Annotated in this window: 19 protein-coding genes; 11 read left to right on the top strand and 8 right to left on the bottom strand. The window is 59.6% G+C overall.

The genetic code is table 11. The features are described from left to right. Positions 1 to 186 precede the first annotated feature (186 nt). Both MRY17_RS08215 and MRY17_RS08210 read left to right on the top strand, forming a co-directional pair. On the top strand, positions 187 to 1764 hold the full coding sequence (locus tag MRY17_RS08215; RefSeq protein ID WP_191952939.1) for a flagellar hook-length control protein FliK: 1578 nt from the start codon (positions 187 to 189) through the stop codon (positions 1762 to 1764). Further along, positions 1761 to 2090 (top strand): EscU/YscU/HrcU family type III secretion system export apparatus switch protein, encoded by a 330-nt coding sequence (locus MRY17_RS08210; protein ID WP_065885171.1) that lies wholly within the window; start codon positions 1761 to 1763, stop codon positions 2088 to 2090. Before MRY17_RS08215 ends, MRY17_RS08210 begins: the two co-directional genes overlap by 4 nt. Positions 2091 to 2617: 527 nt before the next feature. On the opposite strand, the gene MRY17_RS08205 is transcribed toward MRY17_RS08210, so the two are convergent. Together MRY17_RS08205 and moaB are read right to left on the bottom strand one after the other, a co-directional pair. Next, positions 2618 to 3844, bottom strand: coding sequence for a molybdopterin molybdotransferase MoeA (locus MRY17_RS08205; RefSeq protein ID WP_243353561.1), 1227 nt, complete (start codon positions 3842 to 3844; stop codon positions 2618 to 2620). Continuing rightward, a complete protein-coding gene (gene moaB, locus MRY17_RS08200; protein ID WP_243353560.1) occupies positions 3828 to 4367 on the bottom strand; it encodes a molybdenum cofactor biosynthesis protein B in 540 nt (179 codons plus the stop codon). Before moaB ends, MRY17_RS08205 begins: the two co-directional genes overlap by 17 nt. A 76-nt stretch (positions 4368 to 4443) precedes the next feature. On the opposite strand from moaB, the gene mobA reads away from it, so the two are divergent. Continuing rightward, positions 4444 to 5046, top strand: coding sequence for a molybdenum cofactor guanylyltransferase MobA (gene mobA / locus MRY17_RS08195; RefSeq protein ID WP_243353559.1), 603 nt, complete (start codon positions 4444 to 4446; stop codon positions 5044 to 5046). 79 nt (positions 5047 to 5125) lie between these two features. Next, positions 5126 to 5347 (top strand): YgdI/YgdR family lipoprotein, encoded by a 222-nt coding sequence (locus MRY17_RS08190; RefSeq protein WP_005786486.1) that lies wholly within the window; start codon positions 5126 to 5128, stop codon positions 5345 to 5347. Between the two features lie 55 nt (positions 5348 to 5402). On the opposite strand, the gene MRY17_RS08185 is transcribed toward MRY17_RS08190, so the two are convergent. The 4 genes from MRY17_RS08185 to MRY17_RS08170 all read right to left on the bottom strand — a co-directional run bounded on the left by MRY17_RS08185 (position 5403) and on the right by MRY17_RS08170 (position 8291). Next, a complete protein-coding gene (locus MRY17_RS08185; RefSeq protein ID WP_181284560.1) occupies positions 5403 to 6293 on the bottom strand; it encodes a pseudouridine synthase in 891 nt (296 codons plus the stop codon). A 73-nt stretch (positions 6294 to 6366) separates the two neighbouring features. Beyond that, on the bottom strand, positions 6367 to 6702 hold the full coding sequence (locus MRY17_RS08180) for a transcriptional regulator (protein ID WP_065898050.1): 336 nt from the start codon (positions 6700 to 6702) through the stop codon (positions 6367 to 6369). Between the two features lie 74 nt (positions 6703 to 6776). Continuing rightward, on the bottom strand, positions 6777 to 7013 hold the full coding sequence (locus tag MRY17_RS08175; RefSeq protein ID WP_191952942.1) for a glutaredoxin family protein: 237 nt from the start codon (positions 7011 to 7013) through the stop codon (positions 6777 to 6779). A gap of 69 nt (positions 7014 to 7082) precedes the next feature. Continuing rightward, positions 7083 to 8291 carry an ammonium transporter gene (locus tag MRY17_RS08170; RefSeq protein WP_181284557.1) on the bottom strand — a complete coding sequence of 403 codons (1209 nt, stop codon included), beginning with the start codon at positions 8289 to 8291 and terminating at the stop codon, positions 7083 to 7085. 345 nt (positions 8292 to 8636) lie between these two features. Here MRY17_RS08170 and MRY17_RS08165 point away from each other — a divergent pair, with 345 nt between their 5' ends. The 7 genes from MRY17_RS08165 (at position 8637) to MRY17_RS08135 (ending at position 16273) form a co-directional block, all read left to right on the top strand. Further along, positions 8637 to 8951 carry a DUF883 family protein gene (locus MRY17_RS08165; protein WP_124432044.1) on the top strand — a complete coding sequence of 105 codons (315 nt, stop codon included), beginning with the start codon at positions 8637 to 8639 and terminating at the stop codon, positions 8949 to 8951. Positions 8952 to 8955: 4 nt separating this feature from the next. Then, on the top strand, positions 8956 to 9345 hold the full coding sequence (locus MRY17_RS08160; protein WP_057722765.1) for a phage holin family protein: 390 nt from the start codon (positions 8956 to 8958) through the stop codon (positions 9343 to 9345). Next, the gene (locus MRY17_RS08155; RefSeq protein ID WP_124357677.1) at positions 9342 to 9683 is read left to right on the top strand and encodes a hypothetical protein; all 342 of its coding nucleotides are present in this window, start codon (positions 9342 to 9344) and stop codon (positions 9681 to 9683) included. Before MRY17_RS08160 ends, MRY17_RS08155 begins: the two co-directional genes overlap by 4 nt. 167 nt (positions 9684 to 9850) lie before the next feature. Continuing rightward, a complete protein-coding gene (locus MRY17_RS08150; RefSeq protein ID WP_181284556.1) occupies positions 9851 to 11182 on the top strand; it encodes a deoxyguanosinetriphosphate triphosphohydrolase in 1332 nt (443 codons plus the stop codon). Between the two features lie 167 nt (positions 11183 to 11349). Continuing rightward, positions 11350 to 11784: a response regulator gene (locus MRY17_RS08145; RefSeq protein ID WP_181284555.1), complete on the top strand. Its 435-nt coding sequence runs from the start codon at positions 11350 to 11352 to the stop codon at positions 11782 to 11784. Between the two features lie 218 nt (positions 11785 to 12002). Further along, positions 12003 to 12629, top strand: coding sequence for a response regulator transcription factor (locus MRY17_RS08140; protein WP_181284554.1), 627 nt, complete (start codon positions 12003 to 12005; stop codon positions 12627 to 12629). A gap of 8 nt (positions 12630 to 12637) precedes the next feature. Continuing rightward, entirely contained in the window at positions 12638 to 16273 is a 3636-nt protein-coding gene (locus MRY17_RS08135; RefSeq protein WP_243353558.1) for a transporter substrate-binding domain-containing protein, read from the top strand. A gap of 123 nt (positions 16274 to 16396) precedes the next feature. Here MRY17_RS08135 and MRY17_RS08130 read toward each other — a convergent pair whose 3' ends face one another. Together MRY17_RS08130 and MRY17_RS08125 are read right to left on the bottom strand one after the other, a co-directional pair. Next, positions 16397 to 16879, bottom strand: a complete 483-nt coding sequence (locus tag MRY17_RS08130) for a GAF domain-containing protein (protein WP_181284552.1) — start codon at positions 16877 to 16879, stop codon at positions 16397 to 16399. Beyond that, on the bottom strand, positions 16876 to 17766 hold the full coding sequence (locus tag MRY17_RS08125; protein ID WP_181284551.1) for an ATP-binding protein: 891 nt from the start codon (positions 17764 to 17766) through the stop codon (positions 16876 to 16878). Before MRY17_RS08125 ends, MRY17_RS08130 begins: the two co-directional genes overlap by 4 nt. Positions 17767 to 17858 lie beyond the last annotated feature (92 nt).

Genomic DNA, 17858 nt, shown 5'->3' with positions numbered 1-17858 from the left:
TGCAGCGGCCGTTATAAAAGAAATGCACAATAACGGCTTCGGCGACCGGTTTTAGAGAGCTGGATCAAATAGTTGTGAGGTTTTACCGCTCTCTTGCAGACGGGCGGCATTATACATGCGATGCCCTACGCTAACATGCGATGCCCTACGCTAGAGAGAGCAATTTCCCCAGAGACGATGCGCACCATGACCGGCGAGATCAACCTTCCTACGCTTCCTCCCACCCCGGCAGCCGGGCAAAGTCCTGCGCCTGCGCCCGGGGCACTGCTCAAACTGCTGGAGCCGCAGATCGGGCTGATCGACCCTGGGAAAACCGCCAATGCCGAAGTCATCGCCCTTAAACAAGGCGGTGAAGCCTTTCAGTTGCTGCTCAAGCTGACCCTGGACGGCGGCCGCCAGACGCTGGTGCAGGCCAGCAGCGCCCAGCCCTTGCCCTTAGGCAGCAATGTGGCGGTGAGCCAGACGCCGGCGGGCAACCTGACCCTCAGCCTGCAACAGGCCTTCAGTGCCAACATCGCCGCCCTCACCCGCATCGATACCACCCAGGTCCCGGAAGGTACGCTGTTGCAGGCCAAGGTCCTGACCACGCAGATGCTGCCCCAGGGCACGGCGCAACCGGCGATCTATCGTTCGTTGGTGACGGTGCTCAATAACGCCCTGGCTGGCGCGACACTGACGGTGGAAAGCCCACAACCGCTGCGCGTGGGCAGTTTGCTCAGCGCTGTGGTGCAGAACGCGCAGACCTTGAATTTTGTGCCGCTGAGCGGGCTCAAGGATCAATTGGCGGTTACCCAGCAACTGTCGACCCAGCAAAGTCGCCAGGGCTCCCTGGATGCGGTCTTCACCGCCCTGCAAAACCTGCCCCGCGGCGACAGCACCTCCGCCGACCTGCGCGCGGCGGCCGAGCGTCTACTGGCGGCTCTCCCTGATGTGGCGCAGGTCAGCAACCCCAAAGTATTGGCGCAACTGGTGCAGAACAGCGGGGCCTTTCTGGAGGCCAAATTACTCGCAGGGCAGAATCCCCAGATACCACCACTGGACATGAAGGGGGCACTGCTGCGCCTTGTCGCGGACTTATTACCCGCCCTTCCCGCCAGTACCAACCTGAACGCCATTCTTGCGGCCAATACGCTTGCCCAGGTACTGCCCAATTTTGTGCGCAGCCCGCTGAACACGCTGGGACAGGTCAGCGCGCGGCAGGCCCCGGTCAGCTTTCCACTGCCCGAGCGGCTGATGGCCAAACTGGAAGGCGAAGGCGACCTGGAAAACCTGCTGCGCCTGGCCGCCGGGGCGATTGCCCGATTGCAGAGCCACCAGCTGTCGAGCCTGGAACAGACCGGCACCACCGCCGATGGTCGCCTGCAAACCACCTGGCAACTGGAAATCCCGATGCGCAGTCTGCAGGACATCGTACCGCTGCAGGTGAAGTTCCAGCGCGAGGAGCCGACGCCCGACAAGGAACCATCCGACCGCAAAGACCGCAAAGAGCCCAAACACATGCTTTGGCGTGTGGAACTGGCGTTCGACATGGAGCCGTTGGGGCCGTTGCAGGTACAGGCACAGCTGACCCAGGGCAGATTATCGAGTCAGTTGTGGGCGACCCGCGCCTTCACCGCCAGCCTGATCGAAAACCACTTGGGCAGCCTGCGTGAGCGCCTGGTGGCATCCGGGCTCGACGTCGGCGACCTGGATTGCCACCTCGGCACGCCGCCGCGCGGGCCGAAAACCGGACTTGAACAACGCTGGGTGGATGAAACCGCATGAAGAACGCAGCCCCTCCCCGCCAGGCGATAGCGCTCAAGTACGACGGCCAGCAAGCGCCCACCCTGACCGCCAAGGGCGACGAGGCCCTGGCTGAAGCGATTCTCAAGCTGGCGCGGGAAAACGAAGTGCCCATCTATGAAAATGCCGAGTTGGTAAAGCTGCTGGCGCGCATGGAATTGGGGGACAGTATTCCAGAGGAGCTGTACCGCACCGTGGCGGAGATCATCGCCTTTGCGTGGACGCTCAAGGGCAAGTTTCCGGTGGGGTACGACCCGGATGCGGGGCCGGTGGAGCGCGATGTCACCGAGCGTGGCGATGATTACTGAATAGCCACAGTCCTACACACATCCAAATGTGGGAGGGGGCTTGCCCCCGATGCGGTGTGTCAGCCAGCGCCGTAGTCGCTGACCCACCGCAATCGGGGGCAAGCCCCCTCCCACATTTGGATCGCGGATCGGCAAAAGATACCGGTCGGCTCTAAGGCCGCCGCGCTTTTGCTTTTGATCTGCTTTTGATCTTAGACGCCCCGTTAAACCACGCTGGCCGAACGCAGGCTTGAATCCGTGGGTAACCCGGCAGGACGCCGGGTTAGCCGCACTGGGCCAGGGATGGCCCATTGCGGCGGCCCACGGATTCAAGCCTGCGTTCGGGCACACCGAGCCTAAGCGAGGTGCCGAGTGGTGGGGCAAGAGCGTTTTGCTTACTTTTGCGCTTTTCAAAAGTGAGCCGCTGTAAAAGCGGAACCCTAAGTAGCCGTTACCGCAGAAACGGATATGTACTCGGTCCAACCAGCATCCTGGTCGGCTCGGAGGCCGCCATCGGGGGCAAGCCCCCTCCCACATTTAAATCCAGGTCAGTTCAGGACTTCGTTCAGGGGAATGAAATTGACTGGGTCGCCGGCGGCTAATGTGGTCCCTTCCATCACCTCCACAAATCCTTCAGCCCACGCCGCGCTGCGCAGCACGCCGGAGCTCTGGTTGTGGTAAATGACCGCCTTGCCCTGCTCGATGCGCCCGCGCAGGTACTCGCGACGGTTGCCGGGCTTGGGCCAGACGAACCCGGCCGGCACTTCGAAACGCAGTGGTTGCACATCCTCCACACCCTGACGACGCAGCAGGTACGGCCGAGCCAATAACGCAAACGTCACCAGGGTCGACGCGGGGTTACCGGGCAGGCCGATCACCGGTACGCCACGAAAATGCCCGAAGGTCAGCGGCTTGCCCGGCTTGATCGCCAGTTTCCACAGCGCCAGCTCGCCTTCTTCACGCAGGGCAACGCCCAGGAAATCCGCCTCGCCCACCGACACACCGCCCGTGGACAGGATCAAGTCGACACTGCCCAGCTCGGCCAACCGCGTGCGGGTCTGTTCCAGGTCGTCTGGCAGGATGCCGGCATCGATTACTTCACAGCCCATTCGCGTCAGCCAACTGCACAGCACGCGGCGGTTGCTGTTGTAGATCTGGCCCGGCACCAGGGGCAAGCCAGGCTCGATCAGCTCATCGCCGGTCGACAGCACGGCGACCCGCACACGACGCACCACCTCCAGACGATCAAACCCAAGCGAAGCGGCCAGACCCAATTCGATCGGGCCCAGGCGCGTACCGGCCGGCAGCACCAACTCGCCGACCGTGGTTTCCTGGCCTTGCGGGCGGATGTTCTGACCCGCTTGCAACGGCTCGCTGAAACTCACCCGCTCATCGCCGTGAATGATCGCGTTTTCCTGCATTTCGACGCAGTCCGCACCCTCGGGCACCGGCGCCCCCGTAAAGATGCGCGCACAGGTGCCGGGCGCCAACGGCTCAGGCGCATTGCCAGCGAAAATACGCTGGCTGACCGGCAAAGGCTCGCCGGTCCAATCCACGACGCGCAGGGCGTAGCCGTCCATGGCGCTGTTGGGCCAGGGCGGCAGGTCGAGGGTGGAGATCAAGTCTTGCGCCAATACGCGGCCATCGCACTCGGCCAGGCGCACGGTTTCGCGCCCGTGGATCGGCGCGGCGTCGGCCATGTCCAGCAAACGTTGCAGGGCCGCTTCCACCGGCATCAAGGCGCCGGTCTTGCCGGGCTTATCCACGGGTTTCACAGGGCTCGGCCTGCTTGAGGTGGGGTACGAAATTGCACGGCCGATGACGGTTGTCCAGTTGTTCGGCCAGGATCCCGTCCCAACCGGTGCGCACGGCATTGGTGGAGCCCGGCAGGCAGCACACCAGGGTACCGTTGGCCAGGCCGGCCAGGGCGCGCGATTGCACGGTGGAGGTGCCGATATCGGCCACGGAGATCTGGCGGAACAGTTCGCCAAACCCATCGACCTGCTTGTCCAACAGGCAACTGACCGCTTCGGGCGTACTGTCGCGACCAGTAAAGCCGGTGCCGCCGGTGATCAGCACCACCTGCACCACGTCTTCGGCGATCCAGTGGGCCACCTGGGCGCGGATCTTGTAGAGGTCGTCCTTGAGCAGCACGCGCTCGGCCAGGTTGTGGCCGGCGGCGGTGAGGCGGTCGACGAAGACCTGGCCCGAGGTGTCGGTGTCCAGGGTACGGGTGTCGCTGACGGTCAATACAGCGATATTCAGAGGTACGAAAGGCGCATCAGCCTTGGCTTTCATGGCACGGTCCGGTTGTCGAAGGAACAGCCCGATGTTATATCACAAGCCTCTGTTTACCTGCCGCAGCGGAACCCTCATGCCCCTTGAATCCTTACCCCTGCCCTGCTCGATTCTGTTGCTGGCCGGTGGTCGCGGCCAGCGCATGGGCGGCCAGGATAAAGGCCTGCTGGAGTGGCGCGGCCAGCCATTAATCGCGCACTTGCAAAGCCTGGCACGGCCACTCACGGACGACCTGATCATCTCGTGCAACCGCAACCATGGGCGCTATGCAGCCTACGGCGATCAGCTGGTGAGCGACGACAGCGCGGACTTTCCCGGCCCCCTTGCCGGTATCCGTGCGGGACTCTTCGCCGCACGCCATGGGCATCTGCTGGTCCTGCCCTGTGATGTGCCGCACATCGATACGCGATTGTTGGCCGATTTACGTGCGACAACACACCGCAATCCGCAGCTCCCGGTGATGGTACGCCATGGCGAGTTCTGGGAACCGTTGCTCTGCATCATCCCTGTCGCCCTGAAAGATCAGGTGGAGCGGGCCTGGAAAGCCGGTGAACGCAGCCCACGTAAAATCCTCCTGCAGCTGGGCGCCGTGGGCCTGGAATGCCCGGCCGATGACCCGCGCCTGGCCAATCTCAATACACCGGACCTGTTGCACGCAAGGCCTGGCGTGTCAGAATGAGCCTTGCATCAGGAACTTTGCCGGCGTTGCACACGTCACAAGGTCAGCATTTTAAAAGTATTCTCTCGGAGACAAACTCATGACTCAACGGACCATCGCCGCTCTCATGCTTGCACTGGGCCTCGCCACCCTCGCCGGTTGCGCCTCGCCGACAGTGATCACCCTGAATGACGGTCGCGAAATCCAGGCCGTCGACACCCCGAAATTCGACGAAGATTCGGGCTTCTACGAATTCCAGCAACTTGACGGCAAGCGCACCCGCATCAACAAGGATCAGGTGCGCACCGTTAAAGACCTGTAAGCCTTACCGCTTGCCCACAAGGCCCGCCTCGCGCGGGCCTTGTCGTTTCCGGCGCTTACCAGTCCAGGGTGATTTCACTGCGAAAGCTGCGTTGCTGGCCGCTGACCGGGTCGATAAAACGCACGCCCTGAGCCAGCAACTTGAGCGGGTTGGCGTAATCGTCCACGGCGTCCTTGATCACATCGGGATAGAACGGGTCATTGCAGATACTTGCCCCGAGTGCAGTCATGTGCACACGCAACTGGTGCTTCTTGCCGGTGACCGGGAACAGGCCGTAGCGCCATAGATCGCCATGTTTCTCGCGCACTTGCACCGCCGTTTCGGTGTTGCTGGCACCGGGGCCTTCCTGCATGCGGAAGAAAGGCTCGCCGTCCACCAACCGGCTCTTGTGCACACGGGGGAACGTCAGGTCAGGCAAGGCCGGCGCAATGGCTTCGTAGAATTTATCGATACGCCGTGTGGGAAACAGTTGCTGATAAGCCGCGCGGCTGACGGGATTGGCCGAGAACAGCACCAGCCCTGCGGTATGCCGGTCAATGCGGTGCAAGGGAACAAGGGCGGGATTGTCCAGACGCCGGATCAAACGGCGCAACAGCGTTTGTTCGACGTACTCGCCGGCGGGGGTCACCGGCAGAAAATGCGGTTTGTCGGCCACCACCAGGTGTTCATCGGCGTACAGGATGGTTTCTTGTACCGGTATCACTTTCTCGTTGGGCACTTCACGAAAGTAATAAATGCACAGGCCTTCCTTGTAAGCCAGGCCCAGGCTGATGGGGTGCCCATTGCTGTCCAGCACCCGACCACGGGCAATGCGGTCCAGCCATTGTTCACGGGCGATCGCCGGGAAATGCTCGCACAGACACTCGAGTACCGTCGTCCACGAGCCAGGCGGCAGGTACAAGGTGCTGGCTTGGTGCTGTGAAGGGGAAAAACCGGTAGTGGACATGCAGATGCTCAAAGCCTGGAATAAACAGGCGGGCATTATCGCGCATGGCGCGCGATTGAGCCTAGGGCAGATCTCAGGCCTTGGCCAACTGCACCCGTAGAACCGGCGAAGCGCTCGCCGCCTCGGTAAACTCCTTGAGCCAGCGCAGTACGTCCACGGCCTCCCAACGGCCCGGGTCATAGAGCGCGTAGAGCAGGCCCTGATAGCCCACCACATCCAGCTGCTTGTGATAACCGGCACGCTGGAACAGCGCTTCGATTTCCGCAAAACAGGTGTTGAAATGCACCTTGTTGAAGGGCGTCTTGCCTTCCGTGACCAGGCCATCGAGGCGCAGCTCGTTCACCGCATCGCGCACGATGTCGGCGGACATGCGATTGACGCTGCTTTTCAATTGTTCAACATTCACCACGGGCGTTCCCTCTATTCAATCGCTGTACAAACATACAGTAACGTAATATTCGGAAACCCGCCATCGCATAAACGTCAGCGCAGGAAAGCCACAACCTGCTCAGTGTCGAACGGCCAGTCCAGCTCTGCGCCCGTGTCGACCCGCCTGAGCACCGGAATCCGCAGGCCGTAGACCTCGGTCACGTCGACGGGGTCGGTGATGTCCACCAGCTCCACGAGTAACCCGTGTTCGACGAGCGGCATGATTTCGGCTTCGGCAATTTCACACAGATGGCAACCCAGGGTGCCGAACAGCTGGCATTCAGGAAGCATGGCAAATGCACTCGGATGGAAAACACGCCACCATTCTAAGCCCAACACTGCTCGGCAGGCGCGCGTCGATCAATCCTGACTGACCGCGCCGATCTTGTGGATCGACAGGTCCGCTCCGTAATACTCTTCTTCCTGGCTTAAACGCAGCCCGCAAACGCGCTTGATCACGCCGTACACCAGCAGGCCGCCGACCAGCGCGACGGCAACGCCAAGGACGGTACCGATCAACTGGCTGATCAGGCTCACACCGCCAAGCCCACCGAGCGCCGCCTGCCCGAAGATACCGCAGGCAATGCCGCCCCATACGCCACACAGACCATGCAGCGGCCACACACCCAGTACGTCGTCGATTTTCCAACGATCCTGGGCGGCCATGAAGCACCACACGAACAAGCCCCCCGCGACCACACCGGTTACCAGCGCTCCCACCGGATGCATCAGATCGGAACCGGCACAGATCGCCACCAGTCCGGCCAACGGGCCGTTGTGCAGAAAACCCGGGTCATTGCGGCCGATCACCAACGCAGCGACGGTGCCGCCGACCATCGCCATCAACGAGTTGACCGCCACCAGGCCGCTGACGCCATTGAGGGTCTGCGCGCTCATCACGTTAAAACCGAACCAGCCCACGATCAGAATCCACGAACCCAGCGCCAGGAACGGAATGCTCGAGGGAGCAAACGCCACCAGCCGCCCTTCGCGGTAGCGTCCGTTGCGCGGCCCGAGCAGCAACACCGCCGCCAGCGCCAGCCAACCGCCCATGGCGTGGACCACCACCGATCCGGCGAAGTCATGGAAGCTGGCGCCAAAGGTTGCGAGCAGCCAGGCTTGCAGACCGAAATTGCCATTCCACACCATACCTTCGAAGAACGGGTAGATGAACGCCACGATCAAGGCCGTTGCACACAACTGAGGCGCAAATTTCGCACGCTCGGCAATCCCTCCGGAAATGATCGCCGGGATTGCTGCGGCAAAGGTCAGCAGGAAGAAAAATTTCACCAGGCCATAGCCATGATCGGCGCTGATCACTGCCGCTGGCTGCATGAAGCTGACCCCGTAGGAGATCCAATAGCCTATAAAGAAATAAGCCAGGGTGGAGATCGCGAAGTCACTGAGGATTTTCGACAATGCGTTGACCTGGTTCTTCTGGCGCACCGTACCGACTTCCAGAAAGGCAAACCCGGCGTGCATGGCCAGGACCATGACCGCGCCAATCAGGATGAACAGGGTGTTGGAGCTATGGACAAGCGTGTCCACCGCACTTTGCAAATTTTCCATGGAGGTTGGCAGGCCTGCAATAAGGCAAAAAGCACCAAAGCGGTTCAAGCCAGCATTGTTCGCACTAAATTGGCACCAAGGCGCCCGACCTTCTTCAGAGGGCGTGAACCGCTTTGGCGCAGCGATCAACACAATTGGCGATCCCCGACAGGGTATTTGCGCGAGTGTCAGTTAATTAGGGTAAGGTTTTTCAAGGCTTGCACCTCGACCGCCCGGATCCGGCGCAGTCCCCAGGACGTGCGCACCAAGGCAAAGCAAAAGCTGTACCACACAATTGCAGTGAACCTTCGGCAAAGCCGGCGACTCGAAACCACACGTACAGATCAGCCACACACGGAGATAACCATGGCCGGTACATCAGCAAAGACTGCTCAAGAAATACTGATGGCGGATTTTCAGACCCTCGTCGCCGACACCGAAAGGTTGCTGGACGACACCGCCGTCCTGGCCGGTGACCAGGCCGATGAGCTGCGCACTAAAATCCATGAAAGCCTGCTCAAGGCCCGTGAAACCCTGCAGTTGACCGAAGACTCGCTGCGCGAGCGCGGCCAGGCGGCTATTACTGCGACAGAAGATTACGTACAGGCCAACCCCTGGCAGTCCGTCGGCATCGCTGCCGGCGTGGGCTTTTTGATCGGTCTGCTGGCTACCAGGCGCTAATATCATGGCTATCGACGAATCCAGCTCGTCCAAGGGCGCAGGTACCACGTCTCGCCGTCTGGGCGCCGCCGTACTCGGCTTGCTGCACAGCCATGTCGAACTGTTCGGCATCGAGTTGCAGGAACAGAAAGCACGTACCGTCAGCCTCTTGCTGTTTGCCGGTCTGGCGTTGGTGTTTGCCCTGCTGCTGCTGGTGGGGTTATCGACATTGGTGATGATCCTGGTATGGGACACCGGCTACCGCCTGACCGGGATCATCTGTCTGTGCGTGTTTTATACCCTGGCCGCAGCCTTCTGCGGGGTCCGCTTGAAAGCGGCGGTGTTCGATGAGTCCACCCCGTTCCATGCCACCCTCGAAGAATTGGCCAATGATCGGGAGCGCCTGTTGCCATGAGCCTGCCTGAAATCCCGCAAAACACGTCCCGTCGGGAAATGCGCAAGGCGTTGATTCGCCTGCGCATGGAAATGCATCGTCAGGAAATCCGTCATGAATCCCAGCAACTGATGGCGCCCCTGCACAAAGTGCGCGACATGCGCCACAACTGGCAGGACAGCCTGGGCATCAAGCACGCGCCGCTGTGGGGCGTGGCGGCGGTGACCCTGATGGGGTTCTTTACCGGCAAGGGCGCCAAGGGCGGCAGTATCAGCAGCGTAACGCGCCTGGTACGGCTGGGCGCCGGATTGATCCCGCTGATCAAACTGGCCATGCAAGGCGCTTCGCGCAAGCGATAAGCCCCGCTCGCTCAACACGCCCACCTGACCGCCGGGAAATTATGCAACGGCGGTCAGTGCGTGCTGTTCATCACTTTCGAAACAATCGACTTCAACATTTGCGCTTGCCCCGCCAGCATGGAAACGGGAAGCTGCACCTGTCATTCACCGTACGGAGCGTACCCGCCTTGGATTGGCCCACCCTGTTGACCCGCGAACGCCTTGGCAAGCCGCTGCACAGCCCTGAAGAACTGGGCCGCAGCCCTTTTCACAAAGACCATGACCGCATTATTTTCTCCGGTGCTTTCCGCCGCCTGGGGCGCAAGACCCAAGTGCACCCGGTTTCGAGCAACGACCATATCCACACGCGCCTGACCCACTCGCTGGAAGTCAGCTGCGTTGGCCGCTCCCTTGGCATGCGCGTTGGCGAAACGTTGCGCGATGCCCTCCCCGACTGGTGCGATCCAAGCGACTTGGGCATGGTGGTGCAATCGGCCTGCCTGGCCCATGACATCGGCAATCCGCCCTTCGGGCATTCCGGCGAAGACGCTATCCGCCACTGGTTCCAGCAAGCGGCCGGGCGCGGCTGGCTGGATGACATGAGCAGCGCCGAACGCAATGACTTCCTCAACTTTGAAGGCAATGCCCAGGGTTTCCGTGTATTGACCCAGCTTGAATACCATCAATTCGACGGCGGCACGCGGCTGACCTATGCCACCTTGGGCACCTACCTCAAGTACCCCTGGACTGCCCGCCACGCGGACTCGCTGGGCTACAAGAAACACAAGTTCGGCTGCTACCAGAGCGAGCTGCCGATTCTGGAACAGATCGCGCAAAAACTCGGCCTGCCTCAACTGGAGGAACAACGCTGGGCGCGCCACCCGCTGGTGTACTTGATGGAGGCCGCCGATGACATCTGCTATGCGTTGATTGACCTGGAAGATGGCCTGGAAATGGAGTTGCTGGAGTACGCCGAAGTCGAATCACTGCTGCTCGACCTGGTAGGTGACGACCTGCCGCAGACGTATCGACAACTGGGCGCGTCGGACTCGCGCCGTCGCAAGCTGGCAATCCTGCGCGGCAAGGCCATCGAGCACCTGACCAATGCGGCGGCGCGCGCCTTCGTCGAGCAGCAGGACGCTCTGCTTGCCGGCACCCTGCCTGGCGACCTGGTTGAGCACATGCACGGCCCGGCAAAGCGTTGCGTACTGGATGCCAAGGACATGGCGCGCAAGAAAATCTTCCAGGACAAACGCAAGACCCTGCATGAAATCGGCGCCTACACCACCCTGGAGATCCTGCTGAACGCGTTTTGCGGAGCGGCGCTGGAGCAACATGGCGGGCGTACGCCGTCGTTCAAGAACCGGCGCATTCTCGATTTGTTGGGCAATAGCGCGCCGGACCCCGCCTGGTCGTTGCACGCCTCCTTCCTGCGCATGATCGATTTTATCGCTGGCATGACCGACAGCTATGCCACCGAGATGGCACGGGAAATGACAGGGCGCTCCAGTCCTCAATAACTGCTCGAGCGTGGCGCTCTGCTCCCTGAAAAGAATTGCCCTACGACGGGAACAGAGCGGCCTGATCGAATTCGTACAGGTTCCAGAGGAATAATCGCGCATTCCCCCGTGGACTAGACGAGCAATTCCTACGCTCCCATCGATATTTGACTCACTGTGTGCACTTTATGCCCAGACACCCCCTTCGTATTCTTTTGGTGGAGGATCACCCTTTTCAACTGCTGGCCACCCAGTGCCTGCTAAGAAGCTTTGGTTTCGACCAACTCACCCCCGTCGAAAATGCCGAACACGCCATCCGCACTATGGCCCAGTCAGAATTTTCTTATGACTTGATGTTATGCGACCAATGCCTGCCTGATCTGCCCGGCCTTGAATTGGTAGAAATCGCCAGCCGCGGTCGGTTTATTACCAGCGCGATTCTATTGAGCGGGCTACCGGCGGCAGACTTGCTCAAGCTGACTACACAAGCTGAGCAGCGTAACCTCCCACTATTGGGCTGTTTGTCAAAACCGTTAAATCGAGATGAACTTGAAAGTTTAATCCCCTCCCAACTTAAAACTTCTGGAGGTAGGACTTATAACCCTATGAACCGCGAAAAATAACGGGAGAGTCTTCGTAAAACGCTTTTTCCCGTCAACCACGTGACGCGCCCTGAAAACCCACACATCAAGTGTCACAATTACCGATCGACTTGTAGGCCCCTACCTTTTTTGATGTAGGAAACTTCCTGTTTTATGCTTGTCTGGTCCCCGTTCCATGCTGCTGCCTCTTCTTCTGAGCTAATGTGACCGCTTTATTTGCACCTGCATGGAATTTGATTATGAACACCGTTTTTATTATCGACGACCACCCGGTTATACGGCTTGCCATCAGAATGTTACTGGAACACGAAGGCTACAAAGTCGTTGGGGAAACGGATAACGGATGCGATGCCATACAAATGGTCCGCGAATGCCTGCCCGACCTGGTCATTCTCGATATCAGCATCCCGAAACTCGACGGCCTTGAAGTACTCTGCCGATTCAACGCCATGAATACGTCAATGAAGACCCTGGTACTCACGGCTCAATGCCCAACCCTGTTTGCCACGCGCTGCATGCGATCGGGCGCAGACGGTTATGTCTGCAAAGAGGGAGACCTGAGCGAACTACTCAGTGCTATTCGCGCAGTACTGTCCGGTTACAACTACTTCCCCAGCCAGGCATTGAATGCAAATGGAACGGAGGGCGCGGACACTCAGGAGTTGGAACTGTTCAAAACCGTCAACGACCGGGAACTCATGGTCTTGCAACTTTTTGCACAGGGTCGCACCAACAAGGAAATAGCCAAAGGCATGTTCTTGAGCAACAAAACAGTCAGCACTTATAAAAAGCGGTTAATGCAAAAATTAAAAGCCCAGTCTTTAGTCGAGCTCATCGAGATGGCAAAACGAAACGCGCTAGTGTGAGAAAGCGGATGCCCAGCCGTATCAAGGATTATTTGATCATATTGAGTGCCAGCTTGTACTTCAGCACTACCGTGCTCGCGGACTCCCCCATCACCCCGCAACAATTCACCTTATTGAGTCGCGCGGGAACCGTTCAACTGGACACTCGACTGGACAGGACCCAGCGCCAGTGGCTGCAATACAAGCGCGAACTGGTACTGGGTACTGCCGCGCCTGACTACCCGCCGTTCGACCTTACCTCCAGTGGCCGCGACTACGAGGGGCTCACGGCAGATTATGCAGGTCTGTTGGCCAAGGCGCTTGGCATACCGGTCAAGGTTCTTCGCTACCCTTCACGGTTGTCCGCCATCCAGGCCCTGGAAGCCGGCGACATTGACTTGCTGGGCTCCTCCAATGGCTTTGAAGCCGCAAACCCCAATCTGACACTGTCTGCACCTTATGCGGTGGACCAGCCGGTACTGGTCACGCGCGAGGGAGAAACCCGTAGTCTCGGCAATGGCCTGGAAGGGCTGCGCTTAAGCCTGGTTTATCATTATTTGCCCCTGGAAGAGGTGGAGAAGCTGTACCCCAAGGCGGATATCCGCCCCTATCCTTCTTATCAGAACGCGCTGAATGCCGTGGCATTCGACCAGGCGGATGTGTTTCTCGGCGACACCATTTCCACCCACTTCATGATTAACAAGGGCTATCTCAAAAACATTCGCATGGCCAATTTCGGCAAGCATGAAGCTTATGGTTTCAGCTTTGCCCTGCGCCACGACAACCTCATTCTCTTGAGCATTGTCGACACGGTGCTGGCGGCTGTGCCCATCAACGAACGCGATAGCATCGCCAAGCGTTGGAGCGCCGGCAGCGATATCCTGCTGTCCGATAAAAAACTGCAACTGAGCCCACGCGAAGAACGCTGGCTCAAGGCGCACCCGGTCGTAAAGGTCATCGTCAACGAAACCTTTGCGCCCCTCACGTTCTTCGATGCGGACGGCAACTTTCGCGGTATCACCGCCGACCTTCTTGAACTCATTCGCTTGCGTACCGGCTTGCGTTTCGCGGTTCAGCGTGGGCGTGAAGTCGACGATATGATCGAGCAGGTCGCCACACAGAAAGTCGACATGATCGGGGCCATCGTACCCAGTAACCAACGGGAGGCGCAGTTGAGTTTCAGCCGTCCCTACCTGGAAAACTCGTATGTGCTGCTGACCCGCAAAGAGCCTGGAGCGCCCTTGAATCTGGAGCAGATGACGGGCAAGCGCCTGGCGGTGACCCTGGGGACCCCACTGGCCGATACCTTGCGCAGGGATTATCCCCGGATTCAACTGGTGGAAACCGGCGATACCTTCAGGGCATCCGAGTTGCTTGCACAAGGACAAGTGGACGGCGCGGTGAACACGCTGTTGATTGCCAACTACTTCCTGTCCTCGAAAGTTTTCCGGGACAAATTGCAGATCATGACCAGCATTGGTACCAGCCCGGCCACGTTCGCCCTGGCCACATCACGCCATGCCACCGAATTGAGCTCGATTCTCGACAAAGCGCTGCTCAGTATCGCCCCGGATGAAATGGGCGTGATCAACAGTCGCTGGCGTGGCTACACCGTCGAGTCCGACAGCTATTGGCGCAATTACAACCAACTGATTGCCAGGATCGTCATCGGAACCGGGTTGTTGCTTCTGGTTTCGCTGACCTGGAATGCCTACATGCGTCGCCAGATCAAGCACCGAAAAATGGCAGAGCGCGCCCTCAACGATCAGTTCGAATTCATGCGCGCGCTGGTCAACGAAACGCCACATCCCATTTATGTCCGTGATCGTAACGGCTTGCTGCAAACCTGCAACGACAGCTATTTGCAGACATTCGACGTGAAGCGAGAGGACGTGATCGGCAAAAGCGTGACCCAGATGAGCATGGCCCTGGCCCCCGAAGCTGCGCAATACCATGCCGACTACCTGCGGGTGGTGGCGGAAGGGAATCCATTGATCCTGGATCGTACTCTGCATATCCATGAGAGAAAGCTGACGATCTACCACTGGATTCTGCCCTACCGCGACTCCACCGGCGAAGTCCAGGGCATCATTGGCGGCTGGATCGACATCAGTGAACGACGCCAGTTGTTTGATGAGCTGCGTGCCGCCAAAGAACGCGCCGATGAGGCCAACCGCGCCAAAAGCACGTTCCTTGCCACCATGAGCCACGAGATACGCACCCCCATGAACGCCGTGATCGGCATGCTCGAACTGACGCTCAAGCGGGCCGACCAGGGGCATCTCGACCGTCCGGCGATAGAAGTAGCGTACAACTCGGCCAAGGATCTGCTGGAGCTGATAGGCGACATTCTCGACATTGCGCGCATTGAGTCAGGCCGTCTGAGTTTGGCGCCCGAACGCGTCAACCTGCGGGAGGTGATTGAGTCCGTGGTGCGTGTCTTCGATGGGCTTGCACGTCAGAAAACCCTCAGTCTGCTGTTGGAGTTCAAGCCCGACCGAAGCGACATCGATGTCTTGATCGACCCGCTTCGCTTCAAGCAGGTGCTGTCCAATCTGGTGAGCAATGCCATCAAGTTCACCGAACATGGACAGGTGAAAATCAAGGTGGATGTGCAACCGAGCGAGGCACCGGAACAGGTCGAACTGAAGCTGGTGGTGGAAGACACCGGCATAGGCATCAACCGCGACGACCAACTGCGCCTGTTCGAGCCATTCGCCCAGGCCGACAACTCCGGGCATCTGGCCAGAAGCGGTGCCGGCCTGGGCCTGGTGATCTGCCGCAGCCTTTGCGCAATGATGGGTGGCCACTTAAGCCTGAGCAGTGTGCCAATGGTCGGCACCCAGGTACACGTCAACCTGAAAATGCCACGCCTGCATCCGGTCACGACCGTGGACGAGCATGCGCCAGCCAAGCCGGCCTCTACGCCGGTGTTCAATGTGCTGGTGGTCGATGACCATCCGGCGAACCGTCTGCTGATGTGCCAGCAACTGGGCTACCTGGGCCATCAATTCACCGCCGCCGAGCATGGTGCCGCCGGGTTCCAGGCGTGGCGACAGGAACAGTTCGACCTGGTGATCGCCGACTGCAACATGCCCATCATGAATGGCTACGAGTTGAGCCGCTCCATTCGTGAATACGAACAACGTGAACAGTTGCCACCCTGCGTGGTACTGGGGTTTACCGCCAATGCCCAACCGGAGGAAAGACAACGCTGCCTGGAAGCGGGCATGGATGACTGCCTGTTCAAACCTATCAGTCTCACTGTACTTGAGCGGCAACTGGCACAAATTACTGCGCAACCCACCGAGCAGCGGCTGGACCTGGGGTGCCTGGACGCGCTGACGGGAGGAGACCCGCAATTGAGTCGACGCTTGCTCGAAGAACTGCTGAACAGCAGCGTTCATGATCGTCAGGCACTCATCGCGCTGCTCGATCGCAAGGCTTCCTCCATGGATATCATCGAGCAAGCCCACAAGATCAAGGGGGCCGCGCGCATCGTTCAAGCCAGTGCACTGGCCGCACAGTGCGAAGCACTGGAGCAAGCCTGTTCCCGCGACGATGATCGTCGAGTGGTCGAGGCGGGTATCAAATCCCTGGAGAAATTCATGCTGGAGCTGGAACGGGCACTGCAAGTTCAACTGCATGACCTGGACAGCCAATAAGTCAGTGTAGGAGCGAGCTTGCTCGCGAAAAACTCACAGGCACCGCGTTCATCCAGGAAGCACGCGTTATCGTTGACATTTTTCGCGAGCAAGCTCGCTCCTACAAAGGCATTCCCCGCTCGCTCAGCAATCGGTCAAGCGCAGGAAAATAGCCGCCAGTTGTTCGATACCCACCTGGTCCTGAGGGGTAAAACGAGCCAGCGATGGGCTGTCGAGATCAAGCACGCCGATCAATTGGCCGTTCTTGACCAGCGGCACCACCAATTCGCTGTTCGAGGCGCTGTCACAGGCAATGTGCCCGGCAAACGCATGCACGTCTTCCACTCGCTGGGTCTGCCGGGTTGCGGCGGCGACGCCACACACGCCACGACCGAAAGGGATCCGCACACAGGCAATCTGGCCCTGGAATGGACCAAGCACCAGTTCCTCATTGCGATTAAGGTAGAAACCTGCCCAGTTCAGGTCGTCCAACTGATTGAACAGAAAGGCGGAGAATTGCGCGCTGTTGGCGATGAAATCCCGCTCATCGGCCAGCAGTGACTCCAGTTGCGCGCACAGCAAGGCATAGCCATCCAGGCCGGTGCCGGCCTGTTGCAAATCAATCATGGTTGACGCTCCAGCAATTTGAGACCCACCCAGTAACGGGCGAACTGATAGGCGCAGCGGCCATTGCGGTTTCCGCGTCCGGTCGCCCAGCGCACGGCGAGAATGTCGAGCTGTTCATCGCGTTGCCACTGTAGGCCTGCCTTGCCTGCAAGCTCACCGATCCAGTGCTCGACCACATTCAGGAAATGTTCCTGAGTAAATGGATAAAACGACAGCCACAAGCCGAAACGGTCGGACAAGGCGATCTTGTCTTCCACCGCCTCGCTCGGGTGCAGTTCGCCATCCACGCGCTTCCAATTGTCGTTGTCACTCTGGTTCTCCGGCACCAGGTGACGGCGGTTGGAGGTGGCGTACAGCAACACGTTTTCCGGCGCCTGCTCCAGGGAGCCATCCAGTACACTCTTGAGCACGCGATAGTCGCCTTCGCCGGCCTCGAACGACAGGTCGTCGCAGAACAGAATGAAACGCTGCGCCAGCTTGTTCAGTTGCTCGACCACGCGCGGCAGGTCGGCCAGATGGTCACGCTCGATTTCGATCAAGCGCAGGCCGGCCTTGGCATGCTGGGCGAGCAAGGCGCGGACCATGGAAGATTTGCCAGTGCCACGCGAACCCCATAGCAACGCATGGTTGGCGGGCAAGCCGTCAAGAAACTGCTGGGTGTTACGCGCCAGCGTTTCCCGTTGCTTGTCGACGCCGATCAGGTCCGACAGACGCATGTCCAGGCTGACGTCCAGCGGTAATAGAAAGCCTGTGCGGCCTTCGCGCTGCCAGCGCGCGGCCAGGCAGTGCTGCCAGTCAATGGCTTGGCGCGGGGCGGGTAACAGCGGTTCCAGGCGCGCGAGCACTGCGTCAGCCCGCTCAAGAAAGGCATTCAATCGAGAATCCACATCTATTCCTCTGGCAAGTTCTTGTAAAAGATGGCGTATTGGCAACCCTGTGGCAGACCGTACAAGGCTGCATCAAGAAAAATTGATTCATG

The sequence above is a fragment of the Pseudomonas orientalis genome (assembly GCF_022807995.1).
Lineage (GTDB): Bacteria > Pseudomonadota > Gammaproteobacteria > Pseudomonadales > Pseudomonadaceae > Aquipseudomonas > Aquipseudomonas orientalis_B.
This window is presented reverse-complemented; position numbering and strand designations above follow the sequence as displayed.

What these genes read in the sequence shown, in the direction of transcription:
- mobA (WP_243353559.1), top strand. Translation starts at nt 4,444, where the DNA reads ATGCCCCTTGAATCCTTACCCCTGCCCTGCTCGATTCTGTTGCTGGCC.
- MRY17_RS08130 (WP_181284552.1), bottom strand. Translation starts at nt 16,879, where the DNA reads ATGATTGATTTGCAACAGGCCGGCACCGGCCTGGATGGCTATGCCTTG.
- MRY17_RS08185 (WP_181284560.1), bottom strand. Translation starts at nt 6,293, where the DNA reads ATGTCCACTACCGGTTTTTCCCCTTCACAGCACCAAGCCAGCACCTTG.
- moaB (WP_243353560.1), bottom strand. Translation starts at nt 4,367, where the DNA reads ATGAAAGCCAAGGCTGATGCGCCTTTCGTACCTCTGAATATCGCTGTA.
- MRY17_RS08145 (WP_181284555.1), top strand. Translation starts at nt 11,350, where the DNA reads ATGCCCAGACACCCCCTTCGTATTCTTTTGGTGGAGGATCACCCTTTT.
- MRY17_RS08170 (WP_181284557.1), bottom strand. Translation starts at nt 8,291, where the DNA reads ATGGAAAATTTGCAAAGTGCGGTGGACACGCTTGTCCATAGCTCCAAC.
- MRY17_RS08175 (WP_191952942.1), bottom strand. Translation starts at nt 7,013, where the DNA reads ATGCTTCCTGAATGCCAGCTGTTCGGCACCCTGGGTTGCCATCTGTGT.
- MRY17_RS08210 (WP_065885171.1), top strand. Translation starts at nt 1,761, where the DNA reads ATGAAGAACGCAGCCCCTCCCCGCCAGGCGATAGCGCTCAAGTACGAC.
- MRY17_RS08215 (WP_191952939.1), top strand. Translation starts at nt 187, where the DNA reads ATGACCGGCGAGATCAACCTTCCTACGCTTCCTCCCACCCCGGCAGCC.
- MRY17_RS08155 (WP_124357677.1), top strand. Translation starts at nt 9,342, where the DNA reads ATGAGCCTGCCTGAAATCCCGCAAAACACGTCCCGTCGGGAAATGCGC.
- MRY17_RS08165 (WP_124432044.1), top strand. Translation starts at nt 8,637, where the DNA reads ATGGCCGGTACATCAGCAAAGACTGCTCAAGAAATACTGATGGCGGAT.
- MRY17_RS08140 (WP_181284554.1), top strand. Translation starts at nt 12,003, where the DNA reads ATGAACACCGTTTTTATTATCGACGACCACCCGGTTATACGGCTTGCC.
- MRY17_RS08160 (WP_057722765.1), top strand. Translation starts at nt 8,956, where the DNA reads ATGGCTATCGACGAATCCAGCTCGTCCAAGGGCGCAGGTACCACGTCT.
- MRY17_RS08135 (WP_243353558.1), top strand. Translation starts at nt 12,638, where the DNA reads ATGCCCAGCCGTATCAAGGATTATTTGATCATATTGAGTGCCAGCTTG.
- MRY17_RS08190 (WP_005786486.1), top strand. Translation starts at nt 5,126, where the DNA reads ATGACTCAACGGACCATCGCCGCTCTCATGCTTGCACTGGGCCTCGCC.